The sequence below is a fragment of the Ligilactobacillus hayakitensis DSM 18933 = JCM 14209 genome (assembly GCF_000615845.1).
GTDB classification, from domain to species: Bacteria; Bacillota; Bacilli; order Lactobacillales; family Lactobacillaceae; genus Ligilactobacillus; species Ligilactobacillus hayakitensis.
The window spans coordinates 54314-70554 of record NZ_BAML01000005.1; the positions used below are offsets into that span (position 1 = coordinate 54314).

The window sequence follows — 16241 nt, forward strand, 5'->3', positions numbered from 1 at the left end:
ACGATGGAGGAAATAAAAATGGTAAAAAAATTATTATTTTTAATCAGCCTTATAACATTAAATGTAATAATAATCCCTACTAAAGTACAAGCTGATCAACATAGTATTACTTTGGTTGCAATTGGAGATTCATTAACGTATGGAGTCGGCGATAATAATAAAAATGGCGGATACGTTGGTGATATAAAAAAAGAAATGAAGCAAAAGCAAAAAGTGAATGTTAGAACCATAAATTATGGGGTTCCAGGGGAAAGAAGCGACCAAATATTAAAAAGAATTGAAACTAAACAAAATATTCGAAATACCATAAAAAAAGCAGATGCGATTACTATTACAGCCGGAGGAAATGATATTATGCAAGTCATGAAAGGAAATCCAGCAGCGATGAAAAATGATAAAATGCAACCTGTAATTTCAAAAAATGAACAAATATTTCAAAATAATATCTTGAAAATATTTACTGAAATTCATAAAATCAACCCTGATGTACCCGTATATATGTTTAGTATATACAATCCTTTTTACGTTTATTTTCCAAATTTGAAGAAGATGCAAGTATATACTGATCAATGGAATAATCTAAGTAAACAAACAATCAATCAACAAGAAAAAGTGTATTTTATTGATGTAAACAAAAAATTATCTGAAGGACAATATTATCACCACGAAAAAAAGAATATATTAAATGAATCAAAGACTGATTTGGATAGTATTGAGAATAAAAAACTAAAAAATATAGTCGAATCGAATAGTAGCGATGCAAAAAATCAATTTTTATCGTCAGATGATAACTTTCATCCAAATAATAAAGGATATGAGTATATGTCAAATAAATTATATGAAAGAATGAAGGATACTAAGAATGAATGGAAATAAGATAAATTATTGGAAATGGGCATTTATTGGCCTTTTAGGGATGTTGTTTTTTGGGGGATGCTATGTCGGAAGTAAGGCACTGACTCCACCAAAACAAGTTGCTGAAGTAAAAAAAATTGCCACTCCAAATCCATCAAAGTATTCCAAAGTAAATGTTTCAATGGATAAAAATCAAATGAATGCAACTATAAATTATTATCTAAGAAAAAAAATATCCGACAAGAGCATGAAATATCGCTTTTTAGTAACTGATAAGGTTATTTTAATGGGGACAACAAAGATATTAGGACAAAATGTTTCATTCACTTTGGTAAATACACCTAAAATAACAAGTGATGGGAATATTGAATTAAATGTAGATACAGTTTCAATAGGGACGCTAAAGGTTCCTAAAAAGTATATTTTAAGTTATATTAAGAAAAATTATGATCTAGGAGAATTTGCTAACATAAATCCAAATAAAAAGAAAATTAAATTAATTTTAAACAGTTTTTCAAATAAGCAAGGTATCATTATAAAAGCACATAAGTTAGATTTGCGAAATGATGATTTAGAAGTAAATGTTTATGTACCATTAAAGTAGGAGGAATATAAATGAGCAGAATGAGTTTTTATCAATATTTAATGACAGAACGAAATCCTAACAGTCACGATGAAATCGCTAAATTTGCTAACGATGCATTTTACGATCAAGCGTTTCCCAAAAATTCAGATGACTATGATGAAATAAGTAGATATCTTGAATTGAACGCTGGTTATTTACATTCAATGACGATTTTTGATAACTCTTGGGCGAATTATCAAGAAAAATTATCATAAGTGAATAAGGAAAAATAAAAATGGCTTTAATTATAGAATTTTCTATAAATTAAAGCCATTTTTATTTTAAAATAGTTATTTATTTTTACCTATACGAGTTCTTTAGAAATTGCATTATTAACTGAATCTTTTTGTTGTTCAATTAAGTTAACACGACTTTCAATCAAATTAATATCCATTGTGATTTCACGTGTTAATCCAGGAGTATTAATTTTTGGTTCAAAGAATTCAACGAACTCATCAAATTTTTCACGAGTATCCAAGACTTGGGCCGTTTTTGTAATAAATGTAGTAAATTCCATATCACCACCAACAGTATCTTCTAACCATGACCAATCATTTCTAATCCAATCCCATGCTAAGTTTTGTCCTGCAGGATTTGATAGAACCCCAACATACCAAGCACGTAAATCTTGTGGCTTAATAATTGCGGAATTTTCAAATTCGGCAACAATTTTTTGGAGTTGTTTTAAGTTTGGTGTGCTTGTAAGTGCAAATGCGATGTCTTGTTTTAAACTTGCATCTGAAGATGATTTATATGAGTCTAGTAAAGCATCGAATAAAAGGTCTGAATTAAAGTTCTTTAATTCATTGCTAAGAACATAGCGACGAATAGACGCAGGAAGTGTTTGTAACTTCGTAGCGTGCTTAATAAATACATCATGAGTAGATGCAATGCTGTCTTTATTTTCTGCATAAAGTGAAGCTGATAAAACGTAAGGACGAGATAATTGATTGTCGTTACTTTCATTATCTTTTGGAACTACTCCAATATTTTTAATATGTTCTTTACTTAATTTATCAACAAAACTTTGGAGTGCTTTTTTCTCATTACTTTCAGGACTAACGAAAAGTTTAAGTTGGTTAACAATTGAATATACAGAATCAAGAACAATTGCAGATGAACTTGTAGCAAATTTTGAAAGTAGTGGAACCAATTTAGAAAATGAAATTAATTGACTTTTGGCCATTAATTCTAAATCTTTTAATAATTGAAGTTGAGTAATACTATCAATACTTTCGGAATTATCAAGGATATCTTCTAATAATTCAGTATCATAGTTGACAATCATGTGAGTTGTATTATTAACGTTTAATCTAAATGGAGTAGAGTTTTGTTTACGTAATTCAGAATAATTAGGAATTTTAATACTATGTTCCGTCATTAATTCAGGCACATTTACATAATTTGGATGTAAAGGAATTTGCCAGATGCGTTGTTGATCTTTACCTTTACCAACAAAGAATTGTTTTTGTGAAAGAACAAGATTATCATTTTCTAATGCCACATCAATGATAGGATAACCCGGTTGTTCAAGCCATGAATTCATAATAGAACCGATATCCATATTTGATGCTTCGCCAAGTGCATCCCATAAATCCTTACCCATTGCATTACGGAATTTGAACTTATCGAAATATGATTTCAATCCGCGACGTAATGCGTCGTCACCAATTAGAGCTCTAACCATAACTAATAGACGGGAACCTTTAGCGTATACGATAGCACCATCAAAAACAGAATCAATTTCAGCTGGATCTTCAACTTGAACGTGGACTGATTGAACGCCATCTGTAGCATCACGATTAAGTGACATAGGAACTTCTGAAGTTTGGAATGATTCCCAAATTTTCCATTCAGGTTTAATAGCATCGATAGCGACATATTCCATCATGTTAGCGAAACTTTCATTTAACCATAAGTCATCCCACCATTGCATAGTGACAAGATCGCCAAACCATTGGTGAGCTAACTCGTGTGCAATTACGGTAGCAACAGCTTGCTTAGTTGAAAGTGAAGCATTTTCTTGATCTACTAAAAGGTAAGCTTCACGATATGTTACTAGTCCCCAGTTTTCCATTGCGCCGGCAGAAAAATCTGGAAGGGCAAGTTGCCATGAATGTGGTAATGGGTATGGGGTTTGGTAATAATCTTCGAAGAATTCAATTGATTTTTGAGCAATTTCTAATCCGAAGTCTAACTCAGATTCCTTGTGTGCATATGTACCGAAAACGCCGATTTTTACACCACTATTTGTTTCAGTATATTTAGCTTGTAATTCACCAAATGCAAAGGCAACAAGGTAAGTTGACATTTTAACTGTTGTATCAAAATAGTGGATACCATTTTCAGTTTTAGTTTCCGGCATATTTGATAAAACAGTTTCACCTTCATGTTCATCAAATTTGATAGCAATATCAAAAGTAGCTTTAGCAGCGGGTTCGTCAATGCTAGGAAATGCTTGACGAGCTGCAGTTGTTTCGAATTGAGTCCCAATTAATTGTTTCTTTTCACCATTGACTTCGTAGTAAGAAGGATAAATCCCCATCATTGTATCCGTTAATGGAGCAGTATACTGAACTTCAATATTAAGATTATCTGCTTCGGGAACAGCAAAAGAAAAAGCTTCTAATTTAGGATGTTGATTGAAAGAAGTTTCTTGCCCGTTGACCAAGACTTGATTAATTTCTAAGTATTTTTGATGAAGATATACTTCTGAATTTTGAGCAGTACCAGTAATTTTAGTTGTACCTGTAATTAATTTTTTTGATCTATCAATATCAAAAAATAAGTTATAGTTTTCAGGAATGAAACTATCTAATAATCTTTTAGACATAATCAATCACTCACTTTCTTAAAATTAAAGATAATTATACGCTATCTTTGCTTGTTTGAATAGATTATAATAAGGTAAAACCATAAAGTATTCAAAATAATTAGGGGTATTTTATGATAATTGAAAAATTAATTTAAATCATGGGGGAGATTATTTTGGAAAAACAACGTGAAATTGATATGCTCAAAGAATTTTCAAATGCAAACGCTATTTCGGGGTTCGAGCATGAATTTGTAAAATTATTCGCTGATAAAATTAATCCATATGCTAATGTAGAATCAGATGGTATGTTAAATTTGTATGCGTATAGAAATGAAAATACTGGGAATAAACCAGTTGTACAATTAGATGCTCATTCAGATGCAGTTGGTTTTATGACACAGGCAGTTCGACCTAATGGGCAAATAAAATTTGTCCCAGTTGGTGGATGGGTTAAATATAATATTCCAGGAACAAAAGTAAAAATTAAAAATAAAGAGGGCGAATTCATCCCAGGTGTTGTTGCGACAAAGCCACCACATTTTATGTCTGAAAGCGAAAAAAATAGTGTACCCGAAATTTCAGAGATGTCAATTGATGTTGGAGCATCTACGAGACAAGAAACGCTAGAGGTTTACAAAATTGATACCGGATGTCCAATATTTGTAGATGTTGAATGCATGTTTAATGAAAAGACGGGAATATTTTTTGGGAAAGATTTTGATGATCGTTTTGGTGCTGCTGTGATGGTTACCGTTTTAGAAGAATTACAAGGGGTTGACTCTAAAATGGATATAGTTGCAGCTTTATCATCACAAGAAGAAGTTGGATTGCGTGGAGCATATGTAACAGCTCGAAAGATTAAACCAGATGTATCGATTGTGTTAGAATCTTGTCCAGCTGATGATACTTTTACTCCAGACTGGTTATCACAAACAGGATTAAATCGAGGCCCAATGTTACGTGATATGGATACTACTTTTATTCCTAATCCGAAGTTTCAGCAATATGTTTGCGATTTGGCAGATAAAAAAGGTATTCCTTATACACGTTCAGTGAGAACTGGCGGCGGACAAGATGGGGCTGCCATCTATTATGAAAATGGGGCTCCGACAATCGTGATTGGAATTCCAGTGCGCTATGAACATTCACCATATTGTTTTGCCACATACCACGACTACCGAGCAGCCGTAGAATTAACTAAAGCGATTCTAACTGATTTAGATATTGAAAAATTAAAAAGTTTTAAAAGTTTTTAATTGTAATTCATTATGTTAAGATAGAAATGAATCGAATAAGTTATCTTCAGAGGCAAGGTGAAAATCCTGACCGGCGGTAAAGTCCGTGAGCTATTTTAATAGTTGAACTGGTTAAATCCCAGTACCGACAGTTAAAGTCTGGATGAAAGAAGAGTGGGTTATATACGACTATTAACTTGAAAATGTAATAAAAGGTCTCTGTTTTTTACATAGGGGCCTTTTATTGTTGTATTGTGACTTATTTTCCGATGAAGAAACTTCAATTAGGAGGTTTTTTTATGATTCACACTAAGAAACTCACGATAGTTTCAATTTTGGCAGCAATCTCATTATTACTGATGAGAATTTCAATTCCGATAATTCCAATCGTGCCATATTTGAGATTAGATTTTTCGGATATTCCTATTTTAGTAGGCTTTTTTATATTTGGGATAAGTGGTGGAGTTCAAATTGCTGTGGTAAGATCTGTGCTTTACTTCGTCTTAAATGGTATTTCCATCGGTAGCTTGATTGGAGTTACTTCAAACTTACTAGCAACATTTTCAATTAGTTTACCACTGTACTATATTTTAAAAAATCAAAGAGGTTTTGTAAGATATATAATTGCAATTCTTATCGCAACGTTAAGTTTGACGGTTGTCTTGTCAGTGGCAAATTGGAGTTTTATTACGCCATTATATATACAATTAATGGGATTAAAATTAAGTTTACCCCTTAATGAAGTGGTAATATATGGGATTGTTCCGTTTAATTTAATTAAAGGATTTTGTGTATCATTCGTATTCATCTTGATTTTAATTCATTTAGGAGCTTGGTTAAAAAAGAAAGGTTCTGAATTCTAAATATATTAAAAATATATATTTGTAATATCCAGAAAAGAAAATTTTAGCTAATTATTTATACAAAAATAAAACCTTGATAATTCATTTCTTTACATTGAATTATCAAGGTTTTTAATTTATTTAATTACTTTTTTTGATTTTTACTTTACTTGAGTGAAGTTCCAAAAGAGTCCAAATTAAGATTGCAATAATTAAAATAACGGCCAATGCGGCAGTGATGTCAGCCAATCCACTTTGAGAAGCAGGGAACATTGAATGAATTTCTTTTGGAATGTTAATTAGGTTAAGGAATGTAAGTGTAAGAATTGAAATCCAACCTAAAACGTTAATCCAAATCCGATTTTTGAATCGATCTCCCATTTCAAGAGAACTTCCTGTCATGATAACAAGTGGAAGCATTGAGAATGGTAATGCAAAAGCTAAGAAAATTTGTGAGTTATTCATTAAATCGTTCAAAGCTTCATGTTGTTCAATTGCAGATTGATTTGCAGTCATTGAAACACAGATTAAAACTGGAACAACAGATATTAATCTTGTGATTAAACGGCGTGCCCATAAAGGAAGTTTCATATGGACAAAACCTTCCATAATAACTTGACCAGTTAATGTTCCTGTAATAGTTGAATTTTGACCCGAAGCGAGTAATGCAACTGCGAACAGAGTTGATAAAATACCGGTTTTGGCAGCGGCAGCTAAAACTCCGTTTGACATTAAATCAGTATTTGATAAAGCTTCATACAATCCAAAGAAAGATGGATCTTCAACTGAGCCGTTTTTGAAAACTGCGACACCCATAATAAGTAGAAGAGAGTTAACAACAAAGGCTAAACTTAACTGGATATTTGAATCCCATGCTGTAAACTTAATTGCGTTAGCAACTTCTTCTTCATCTTCACGATCGAATTTACGTGTTTGTGAAACAGCAGAATGAAGATATAAGTTGTGAGGCATAACTGTGGCACCGATAATACCTAAGGCGCCTTGTAATGGGCTCATTCCATTAACAACAGGGCTTTCAGCGACAGTCTTTGATGATGGAATTAATCCAGCAACTACGCCACCCCAATCAGGATTAGATAAGGTAACTTGATAAACGAAAACGAATAATATTACAAAAATTAAACAAACAACAATTGCTTCAATCTTTCTAAATCCGACTTTGGTTAATAGAAGTAATACGAAAACATCTAAGACAGTGATGAATACTGCTAAAATTAATGGAATCTTGAAAAGCAAGTACAATGCTATCGCTGCCCCTAAAACTTCAGCGATATCTGTAGCCATAATCGCTAGCTCTGTCATTATCCATAAAACAATACCCAAGCTCTTACTGGTTCTAGCACGAATTGCTTGTGCTAAGTCCATTTGACTTACGATACCCAGTTTAGCAGCCATATATTGAAGTAACATAGCAATTAAACTCGATAACAAAATCACAGACATTAAAAGGTATTGGAAGTTTTGACCACCTGTAATTGAAGTAGACCAGTTACCCGGATCCATATACTACGGCAACCAAAGCACCTGGTCCTGAATATGCAAGTAAAGTTTTGAAAAAACCTTTACCTTTTGGAATTTCAACTGTATCATTTACTTCTTCTAATGATTTACCATTTGCATAAGAAATAAATTGATGATTATTTGGCTTGTTATTATCTGTCAAAAGAATAAACCACCTTTCTATCTATTACAGTTTGTAATTATACACTATTTTTTTGGATAGTAAAAGATTTTTTTAGGGATACAAAACTTTTACACAAAAAACTAATTTTATAGGCATTTCGGTATTATTTTAATTGAAATTTGATATAATGAAAAAGGCCAAAATTTATGGAAAGAAGAGAGTGTATGATACCAGATTTATTATTGAATTTTTTTAAAAAAGAAGAATCTAGGCGTCCTGCTGTAATTAAGTACATTTTAAAAAATAAGTTAACTAGTTCGAATATATATTGGGGATTGAAATATCAAATCTTAGATTACCGTGGAGTATTTTTAACGATGGATGAAAAATGGTTTGATTTTCAGATTGAAAAATTTATCCAAGAAGGTATCTTAGAAGGCGATAAAAAACAGGGATTAGTATTAACTGATTTGGGTGAAAAGAAGGTAAAGAGTTATTCTAAAAAACATTATAAATTAAGAAAACCTGGATTATTCATTAAGTATCGAGTTAATTTATTGAATGATTTAATGCTTTTATTATTTCAAATATTATCAGAATTAAAATATCAAAATAAAAAATATTATGTGGTGTCGGATAATTTAGAAGCTCAATATTATATAAAATATTGGATAAAGAAGTTTTATTCAAAAAAAGCGGTCGAGTTTCTAAAAAAATTCCTTATTGATTTTTTGGAAAAATATCCTGAAAAAGAAGCGAGCATTTTTATGGCGGGTTTTGTAGGAAATGATTTTTATGGTTTTACAAATAGTCAAATTAAATCTAAGTTTAATGTTACAGATCAAGATATTTATTTAGTTAGAAGAGATATTTTATTAAATTTAGCGGAGGAATTGCTAAATTCTAACACGGATTTTGCAAAATTAATTAACGTGACTTTAAGTAATCAAATTATACCGGAAAGTGCGCTCGAAACTTTAAATTATTTAAAATCTGGGAAAAAAATTGATGAAATATGCAAGTTAAGAAAATTAAAAAGAAGCACCGTCGAAGAGCACACGGTATTATTAGCCTGTTTAGATGAAAAGTTTGATTTTAATATAGTTATTTCTTCTGATGAAATTAAATGGCTACAAGCAATTTTCTTGGATGTTGATGTTAGCAAAGTTAGTTATGCTCAATTAAAGGAAAAAATTTCGGATTTTCCTTTCTATAAATTTCGCATTTATCAAATATGGAGTTTTAAAAATAATGAATGATATAGAATTGAAAACTAAATTAAAGGAACTATTTGGCTTTGAAAATTTTAAGTCAGGGCAACAAGAAGTCGTTCAATCAATATTGAATAAAATCAATACGATTGCTGTATTACCCACTGGAACGGGAAAGTCTTTATGTTACCAAATGCCCGGTGCATTACTAGAGGGGAGTGTCATAATAATTTCCCCCTTATTATCGCTTATGCAAGATCAAGTAGAGCAATTAAAATATCAAGGAGAAACAAGAGTGGTGGCAATTAATTCCACACTACCAGCGCAAGAAAAAAGTTTTGTGTATCAAAACATACAGAAATATAAGTATATTTTTGTATCACCGGAAATGTTAAAAAATGAATATTTTTTTTCAATATTGCAAAAAATTCGAATTGCTCTTTTTGTTGTTGATGAAGCACATTGCATTTCAACATGGGGCCCGATTTTAGACCTGATTATTTAGATTTAGGCAAAATTAAAGAAAAATTAAATAATCCGACAACATTAGCTTTAACTGCAACGGCAACAAATCAGACCCTAGATGAAATTGCTAAAAGTTTGAGAATTTCAGGAAATGTTAAAATCGTTCAAAGGTCGGTAAATAGAAAAAATATATTTTTATCAGTAAAGAAAGTTGATAACGAGACAGAAAAAGAAGACATGTTAATTAAATTACTTGATGAAGTTAAAGCTCCCGGAATAGTATATTTTTCTAGCAAAAAGAAAGCAAATACAATTTTAGAAAAAATAAAAACAAAGACGAGTTTGCAAGTTGCGGCATATCATGCAGATATGGATAAATCAGAAAGATATATTATACAACAACAGTATATCAATAATCAGATAGACGTAATTTGTGCTACTAGTGCTTTTGGAATGGGCATAAATAAAAAAAATATCAGATATGTAATTCATTATCATATGCCATCCGATATTGAATCTTATGTCCAAGAAATAGGTAGGGCAGGCAGAGACGGAAAGCAAAGTTTAGCGATACTTTTATATGCCAATGGAGATGAAATGTTACAACGAAGAATTTTAGATAACACGATTCCCCAACCAAACGAAATAAATTTTTATTTTCAAAATGAACAAAAGATAAAAAATGTAGATTTTCCTATTTATGAACTGATTGGTAAGATGAAGAAAAATTTTAAAGATACGTTAGCTATGTCAGAATTTTTTGAAAAAAGAAAAAAATCAAAAATAATACAAATTCAAAAGATGAAAGCTTACATTGAAACGAATTCATGTAAAAGAGAATTTTTATTGGAATATTTTGATGAGTTAATTCCAAGTAATTTTCATAACGAAAAATGCTGCATCCAAAATACTGAAGAAATCCCGCTTGAAAAATTAAATCTTAAGAGCAATGACAAGAAAGAAGAAGTTGAAAGTGATATAAATTATCTAAAAATAATCAATAAAATTTTTTGAATTCCTAATATTTGTTTTTGAAATATGATAGAATATATAAGAATTATTCAAGGAGGAAAGGTATATGAGTAATAGAAATGATGAAAATGAAAAATTATGGGAAAAAACATTTGAAGAAGATCGTGACGAAAACGGTAATTACTCACGAACGGTTACTAGACGAAATGCCAAAAATAATACAGTTTTAACTACCTCGTTATTGTTAATTTTCCTGGTAATTATCATTGGAACAATTAGTCTTTATTTTGTTTCACAAAAATCTCAGTCAAACCAAGGAGCAATTGAAGATTCAACAGTGGTGACAACTTCTTCTGAGAGCAAAGAGGCCGCTGATAAAAAAAAATCAGAGGCGAACAAGGATAGTTCAGACGAACAATCAAAAAAAAGTAAAAAATCTTCAAAGAAAGAAACAACTTCAAAAAATGCTAATGGCAGTCAATCTGAATCAATAAGAGAAAAAAATACAAATCAAGATTCAGGTTCAGAAATAGCATCTCAACAAACAACAACATCTGGCACACAAAGAAGTGCTAATTCTCAATATACAACTGTTAATGCTGGTCAAGGGTTATACAGAATTGCAGTTAACAATGGGTTGACTGTACAACAACTTTTAGAGTTAAATCCAGGTATGGGATCGACTCTTTCACCAGGACAACAAATTAGAATTAAATAAAACAGTGGCGGTGTAATACGAATGAATGAAAAATTGCAAATAGCGATTGATGGACCTGCATCTGCAGGGAAAAGTACTGTTGCAAAATTAGTTGCAACAAAGCTAGGTTATATTTATTGTGATACTGGAGCGATGTATCGTGCGGTAACGTTTGCTGCACGAAAAAAAGGAATTCCTTTCGATGACAATCAAAAATTATCTGAATTAATGAAAGAAATTCAGATTACGTTTTTACCTGGCGAAAATGAACAAAAAGTTTTTGTTAATGATGAAGAAGTGACACAAGCGATTAGACAACCAGAAATTACTAATAATGTTTCTGCAGTAGCTGCACAGCCAAGTGTCAGAGAAAGTTTAACAAATCGTCAGCAAGAAATTGCTGCACAAGGCGGTATTGTAATGGATGGACGCGACATCGGAACAACCGTCTTGCCAAATGCGCAGGTGAAAATTTTCTTGATTGCTAGCGTTCACCAAAGAGCTGTTAGACGCTTCAAGGAAAATCAAGAAAAAGGCATTAATACACCACTAGAAGTTCTAGAAGAAGAAATTAAACTTCGTGACTATAAAGATTCACATCGTGAAATTTCACCTTTAACTAAAGCAGCTGATGCAATTGAGTTAGATACTACTTCTTTAACAATTGAAGAGGTTGTAAATCAAATTATGAAAATTGCAAAAAAATAATTAAATAAAGAACTTTTACTGGTATTTAAATAATTTTTAAGTTAAAATAACAATAGAGTTAGTCGTTTAGGAGGACATTTCCATGAGTGAAACAGAAGCAAACAAAGATTTATTAGAAGCTTTAAACAGCGTTCAAGAAGTTAAAGTAGGTGACGTTGTTAAGGGTGAAGTATTAGCAATTGATGATTCTCGTCAAGTTATTGTAGGTATCGAAAATGCTGGTGTCGAAGGGGTAGTTCCTGTTCGTGAATTAAGCGCTAAAGCAGAAGATGTACAAGATACTTACAAATCTGGTGACGTGTTAGATTTAGTTGTTATTGCACGTATCGGATCAGATAAGGAAGGCGGAAGCTACTTATTATCACAACGTCGTTTAGAAGCACGTAAAGTTTGGGACGATGTAGAAGCTAAATTTGAAGCAGGTGAAACAATTAAGGCTCCTGTAACACAAATCGTACGTGGTGGTTTAGTTGTAGACGCAGGCGTGCGTGGATTTGTTCCAGCATCAATGGTTTCAGATCGTTTTGTACAAGATTTGAACCAATTTAAGGGTCAAGAATTAGAATTTAAGATTGTTGAAGTTGAACCTTCAGAAAATCGTTTAATTTTATCACGTCGTGAATTAGTTCAAGAAGAACGTGATGCAAAGCGTAAAGAAGTTATGAGTAATTTAGCTGAAGGTGAAGTAATCGAAGGTAAAGTTGCACGTTTAACTAACTTTGGTGCATTTATTGACTTAGGTGGCGTAGATGGTTTAGTACACGTTTCTGAAATTTCATACAGCCGTGTAAACCGCCCAGCAGACGCATTAAAAGTTGGTGAAGAAGTTAAGGCAAAAGTTTTATCAGTAGATGAAGAAAAAGGCCGTATTTCATTATCAATTAAGCAAACTTTACCAGAACCTTGGGAAGAGGTAGCAACAAAGGTTGCTGAAGGTGATGTTTTAGAAGGTACTGTTAAGCGTCTTACAGACTTTGGTGCTTTCGTAGAAGTATTCCCAGGTGTTGAAGGTTTAGTTCACATTTCACAAATTTCACACAAGCACATTGCTACACCAGCTGATGTACTTAAGTCAGGTGAAGAAGTTAAGGTTAAAGTATTAAACTTAGAACCTGCTAACCACCGTTTAGCATTATCAATTAAAGCTTTAGAAGAAAAGCCAGCAGAAGAAAAACAAGAAGCTCCTGTTAAGCAAGAAGAAAAAGTTGAAATTCCAGAAGAAGAAAATGGATTCACTTTAGGCGATTTAGTTGGTAACCAATTAGAAGACTAATATTAGTTTTTATTTGGGTGGGAAGAGTAATCTTCCTGCCCTTTGTTTTTATGTATTATTTTTTAAGTAAAGAGAGGAGATATGATTATGCCAACTCCAGTAGTTGCGATTGTTGGGCGTCCAAATGTTGGAAAATCAACAATCTTTAATCGAATTGCCGGGGAAAGAATTTCAATTGTTGAAGATACTCCTGGTGTAACGCGTGATAGAATTTACGCACAAACTGAATGGTTAGGCCGAAAATTTAATCTTATCGATACAGGTGGGATTGATATTGGTGACGAACCATTTTTAACTCAAATTACAGAACAAGCTCAAATTGCTATCGATGAAGCGGATGCTATTATCTTCGTGGTAAGTGTAAAAGAAGGTGTAACAGATGCTGATGAAAAAGTAGCTAGAATCTTGTATCAAACTGATAAACCAGTGTTATTAGCCGTAAATAAAGTAGATAATCCAGAATTACGGGCTGATGTATACGACTTTTACTCATTAGGATTCGGAGATCCTATTCCAATTGCCGGAACCCACGGTATTGGGACTGGGGATTTACTTGATAAAGTAGTTGATACTTTCCCAAATGACGATAGTGAAGATATTGATGACTCGATTAAATTTAGTTTTATCGGTAGACCTAATGTAGGTAAATCATCATTAGTTAATGCTATTCTTGGTGAAAATCGTGTAATTGTATCAAATATTGAAGGGACTACACGAGACGCCATTGATACTAAGTTTGAAATAGAAGATGGATCAGAATTTACGATGATTGATACTGCAGGTATTCGTAAGCGAGGTAAAGTTTACGAAAACACTGAAAAATATTCCGTATTACGCGCAATGCGTGCGATTGATCGCTCAGATGTAGTTTGTGTTGTTTTAAATGCTGAAGAAGGTATTCGTGAACAAGACAAGCACGTTGCAGGATATGCCCACGAAGCAGGTAGAGCAATTATTATTGTTGTTAATAAATGGGATACTTTGAAAAAAGATAATAAGACGATGGCAGATTTTGAGGCTAAAATTCGTCAAGAATTCCAATATTTAAGTTACGCCCCAATTGTGTTTGTTTCAGCTAAAACAAAACAACGTTTAGATAGATTACCAGAATTAATTCAAAAAGTTAATAAGAATCATGAACAACGAATCTCATCCGCTGTCTTAAATGATGTTGTGATGGATGCAATTGCTCATAATCCAACACCAACAGTTAATGGTAAACGTTTACGTGTTTACTATGCTACTCAGGTAGCGGTAAAGCCGCCAACATTTGTTGTGTTCGTTAACGATCCTGAATTAATGCACTTTTCTTATGAACGTTTCTTGGAAAATCAAATTAGAGATGCTTTTGATTTTGAAGGAACACCAATTCATTTGATTGAACGTAAACGTAAGTAATTAAGAATTTTACGGTAAAATCAGAAAATGACTTGATAACTATGTTATTATGCAAAGGTTATCAAGTCATTTTCTTTTTATTTTTTAAATTTTTTTCTTAACATTTCTTTTTGCTTAGTCGTAATTTCTTTACCAGATGAAATCCGTTTAAACATATTTTTCTCTAAGGGATTGGCTTCGCGACGAATAGAAATATTTTCTAGTCTAAATAACGGCAAATTTTTTCCGAGATAGTTAGGATATTCCCAAATATCTGAATTATTTTTTTGTCTTGCATATAAGTAAATTGCATTGCCAAATACTTCATTATCAGATTTGCTTGTTTGTTCAAAAATTAAACTAACATTGCTTTTTAGTGTTACAAATTCAATATTCATATGACCCTCCTTCAGCGTTTTTCATCTATTATTATATACCGGGGAATATGAAATTTGTAATTAAAAGTAGAAAAATTACTAAAAAAATATTATAATTAATGAGTTATAAGATATGGAGGTTTTTTTATGAAATCATCATCAAAAGTGATGACAGGTATAATTTTAGCTGCTATAGCGTCAACAGTTTGGGGAATTTCAGGAACAACAGTTCAATTTATTTCTCAAAATCAAAACATTCCAGCACCTTGGTACCTATCAACGCGTACGATTATTGCAGGAACAATTTTATTAATTATAAGTTTGATTTTATATGGAAAGAAAACATTTGATATTTTTAAGTCAGTAAAAGATACTATGCATTTACTTTTATATGCAGTCTTCGGTTTAATGGCTAATTTACTTACATTTTATATGGCTATTCAAACAGGAAATGCATCTGCAGCAACAGTTTTACAATATTTAAGTCCATTGTTTATTGTTTTGGGCGGAATTTTTATCAAGAAGCAAAAGCCTTTATCTTCAGATATGATTGCGTTTATCGTTGCGATGTTAGGTGTATTTTTATCTATTACAAAAGGTGATTTTACTCAATTATCTATTCCAATGGAATCGTTATTATGGGGAATTGGATCTGGGATTACGGCTGCTTTTTATGTTGTTTTACCAAAGCCAATTGCAAATGATTATCCACCAATGGTAATTTTAGGATGGGGAACCTTTATTTCAGGAATTTTATTTAATTTAAATAATCCTGTATGGGTTGGTACTCCTAAAATTACGGGAACATTGGTTGCTTCGATTGCGACAGTAATCGTTTTAGGGACAATTATTCCGTTCGGATTGCTCCTTTATAGTTCTAGATATGCTCCATCTGATGTTATTAGTATTATGGATGCATTACAACCTGTTGTGACAGCTATTTTGAGTGTTGTTTTCTTGGGCCTAAAATTAGAATTTATTGAAATTTTAGGTATTATCTTAGTAATTATTGCAATTTACGTCTTACAAAGAGGAAGAACAAACGCCGAAAAAGTTGAACAAGTTAAGATAGATAAATAATCTAATATTAAGCATAACTATCTTGGTTATGCTTTTTTTATTTGTTCAAAATCATGTTATAATT

General features: G+C 32.0%; 15 protein-coding genes, 1 pseudogene and 1 riboswitch. Of the genes and pseudogenes, 13 read left to right on the forward strand and 3 right to left on the reverse strand.

All coding sequences use genetic code 11. From position 1 onward, the window contains the following. Positions 1-18 precede the first annotated feature (18 nt). The 3 genes from JCM14209_RS02540 to JCM14209_RS02550 are packed head-to-tail and all read left to right on the forward strand — an operon-like array spanning position 19 to position 1695. Entirely contained in the window at positions 19-876 is an 858-nt protein-coding gene (locus JCM14209_RS02540) for an SGNH/GDSL hydrolase family protein (protein ID WP_025022058.1), read from the forward strand. Next, positions 863-1459, forward strand: a complete 597-nt coding sequence (locus tag JCM14209_RS02545) for a YpmS family protein (RefSeq protein ID WP_025022059.1) — start codon at positions 863-865, stop codon at positions 1457-1459. The genes JCM14209_RS02540 and JCM14209_RS02545 overlap by 14 nt, the downstream gene beginning before the upstream one ends. An 11-nt stretch (positions 1460-1470) precedes the next feature. Next, the gene (locus JCM14209_RS02550) at positions 1471-1695 is read left to right on the forward strand and encodes a YozE family protein (RefSeq protein ID WP_025022060.1); all 225 of its coding nucleotides are present in this window, start codon (positions 1471-1473) and stop codon (positions 1693-1695) included. An 89-nt stretch (positions 1696-1784) separates the two neighbouring features. Here JCM14209_RS02550 and JCM14209_RS02555 read toward each other — a convergent pair whose 3' ends face one another. Then, positions 1785-4313 carry a M1 family metallopeptidase gene (locus JCM14209_RS02555; protein WP_025022061.1) on the reverse strand — a complete coding sequence of 843 codons (2529 nt, stop codon included), beginning with the start codon at positions 4311-4313 and terminating at the stop codon, positions 1785-1787. Between the two features lie 155 nt (positions 4314-4468). On the opposite strand from JCM14209_RS02555, the gene JCM14209_RS02560 reads away from it, so the two are divergent. Both JCM14209_RS02560 and JCM14209_RS02565 read left to right on the forward strand, forming a co-directional pair. Next, positions 4469-5551 (forward strand): M42 family metallopeptidase, encoded by a 1083-nt coding sequence (locus JCM14209_RS02560; RefSeq protein ID WP_025022062.1) that lies wholly within the window; start codon positions 4469-4471, stop codon positions 5549-5551. Positions 5552-5589: 38 nt separating this feature from the next. Further along, positions 5590-5709, forward strand: a riboswitch (FMN riboswitch). A gap of 120 nt (positions 5710-5829) precedes the next feature. Further along, a complete protein-coding gene (locus tag JCM14209_RS02565) occupies positions 5830-6393 on the forward strand; it encodes an ECF transporter S component (RefSeq protein ID WP_025022063.1) in 564 nt (187 codons plus the stop codon). Positions 6394-6513: 120 nt separating this feature from the next. Here the strand turns inward: JCM14209_RS02565 and JCM14209_RS08855 are convergent. Then, positions 6514-8056 (reverse strand): annotated as a pseudogene (locus JCM14209_RS08855) (Nramp family divalent metal transporter). Between the two features lie 167 nt (positions 8057-8223). Here JCM14209_RS08855 and JCM14209_RS02575 point away from each other — a divergent pair. The 7 genes from JCM14209_RS02575 to der all read left to right on the forward strand — a co-directional run bounded on the left by JCM14209_RS02575 (position 8224) and on the right by der (position 14741). Then, complete coding sequence (locus JCM14209_RS02575) at positions 8224-9276, forward strand: helix-turn-helix domain-containing protein (RefSeq protein WP_025022064.1); 1053 nt, start codon at positions 8224-8226, stop codon at positions 9274-9276. Next, positions 9269-9733 carry a DEAD/DEAH box helicase gene (locus JCM14209_RS10225; RefSeq protein ID WP_225349674.1) on the forward strand — a complete coding sequence of 155 codons (465 nt, stop codon included), beginning with the start codon at positions 9269-9271 and terminating at the stop codon, positions 9731-9733. The genes JCM14209_RS02575 and JCM14209_RS10225 overlap by 8 nt, the downstream gene beginning before the upstream one ends. Further along, a complete protein-coding gene (locus JCM14209_RS08860; RefSeq protein WP_225349675.1) occupies positions 9703-10707 on the forward strand; it encodes a helicase-related protein in 1005 nt (334 codons plus the stop codon). Before JCM14209_RS10225 ends, JCM14209_RS08860 begins: the two co-directional genes overlap by 31 nt. A gap of 64 nt (positions 10708-10771) precedes the next feature. Then, positions 10772-11383, forward strand: a complete 612-nt coding sequence (locus tag JCM14209_RS02585; RefSeq protein ID WP_025022065.1) for a LysM peptidoglycan-binding domain-containing protein — start codon at positions 10772-10774, stop codon at positions 11381-11383. 21 nt (positions 11384-11404) lie between these two features. Further along, positions 11405-12070 (forward strand): (d)CMP kinase, encoded by a 666-nt coding sequence (cmk, locus tag JCM14209_RS08865; protein WP_035519806.1) that lies wholly within the window; start codon positions 11405-11407, stop codon positions 12068-12070. 82 nt (positions 12071-12152) lie between these two features. Continuing rightward, positions 12153-13343 carry a 30S ribosomal protein S1 gene (gene rpsA / locus JCM14209_RS02595; RefSeq protein ID WP_025022066.1) on the forward strand — a complete coding sequence of 397 codons (1191 nt, stop codon included), beginning with the start codon at positions 12153-12155 and terminating at the stop codon, positions 13341-13343. Positions 13344-13430: 87 nt separating this feature from the next. Further along, the gene (gene der / locus JCM14209_RS02600; protein WP_025022067.1) at positions 13431-14741 is read left to right on the forward strand and encodes a ribosome biogenesis GTPase Der; all 1311 of its coding nucleotides are present in this window, start codon (positions 13431-13433) and stop codon (positions 14739-14741) included. 77 nt (positions 14742-14818) lie between these two features. Here the strand turns inward: der and JCM14209_RS02605 are convergent, their stop codons facing one another. Next, the gene (locus JCM14209_RS02605) at positions 14819-15118 is read right to left on the reverse strand and encodes a hypothetical protein (protein ID WP_025022068.1); all 300 of its coding nucleotides are present in this window, start codon (positions 15116-15118) and stop codon (positions 14819-14821) included. A 126-nt stretch (positions 15119-15244) separates the two neighbouring features. Here JCM14209_RS02605 and JCM14209_RS02610 point away from each other — a divergent pair, with 126 nt between their 5' ends. Continuing rightward, positions 15245-16177: a DMT family transporter gene (locus tag JCM14209_RS02610; RefSeq protein ID WP_025022069.1), complete on the forward strand. Its 933-nt coding sequence runs from the start codon at positions 15245-15247 to the stop codon at positions 16175-16177. The last annotated feature ends 64 nt before the right edge of the window (positions 16178-16241 follow it).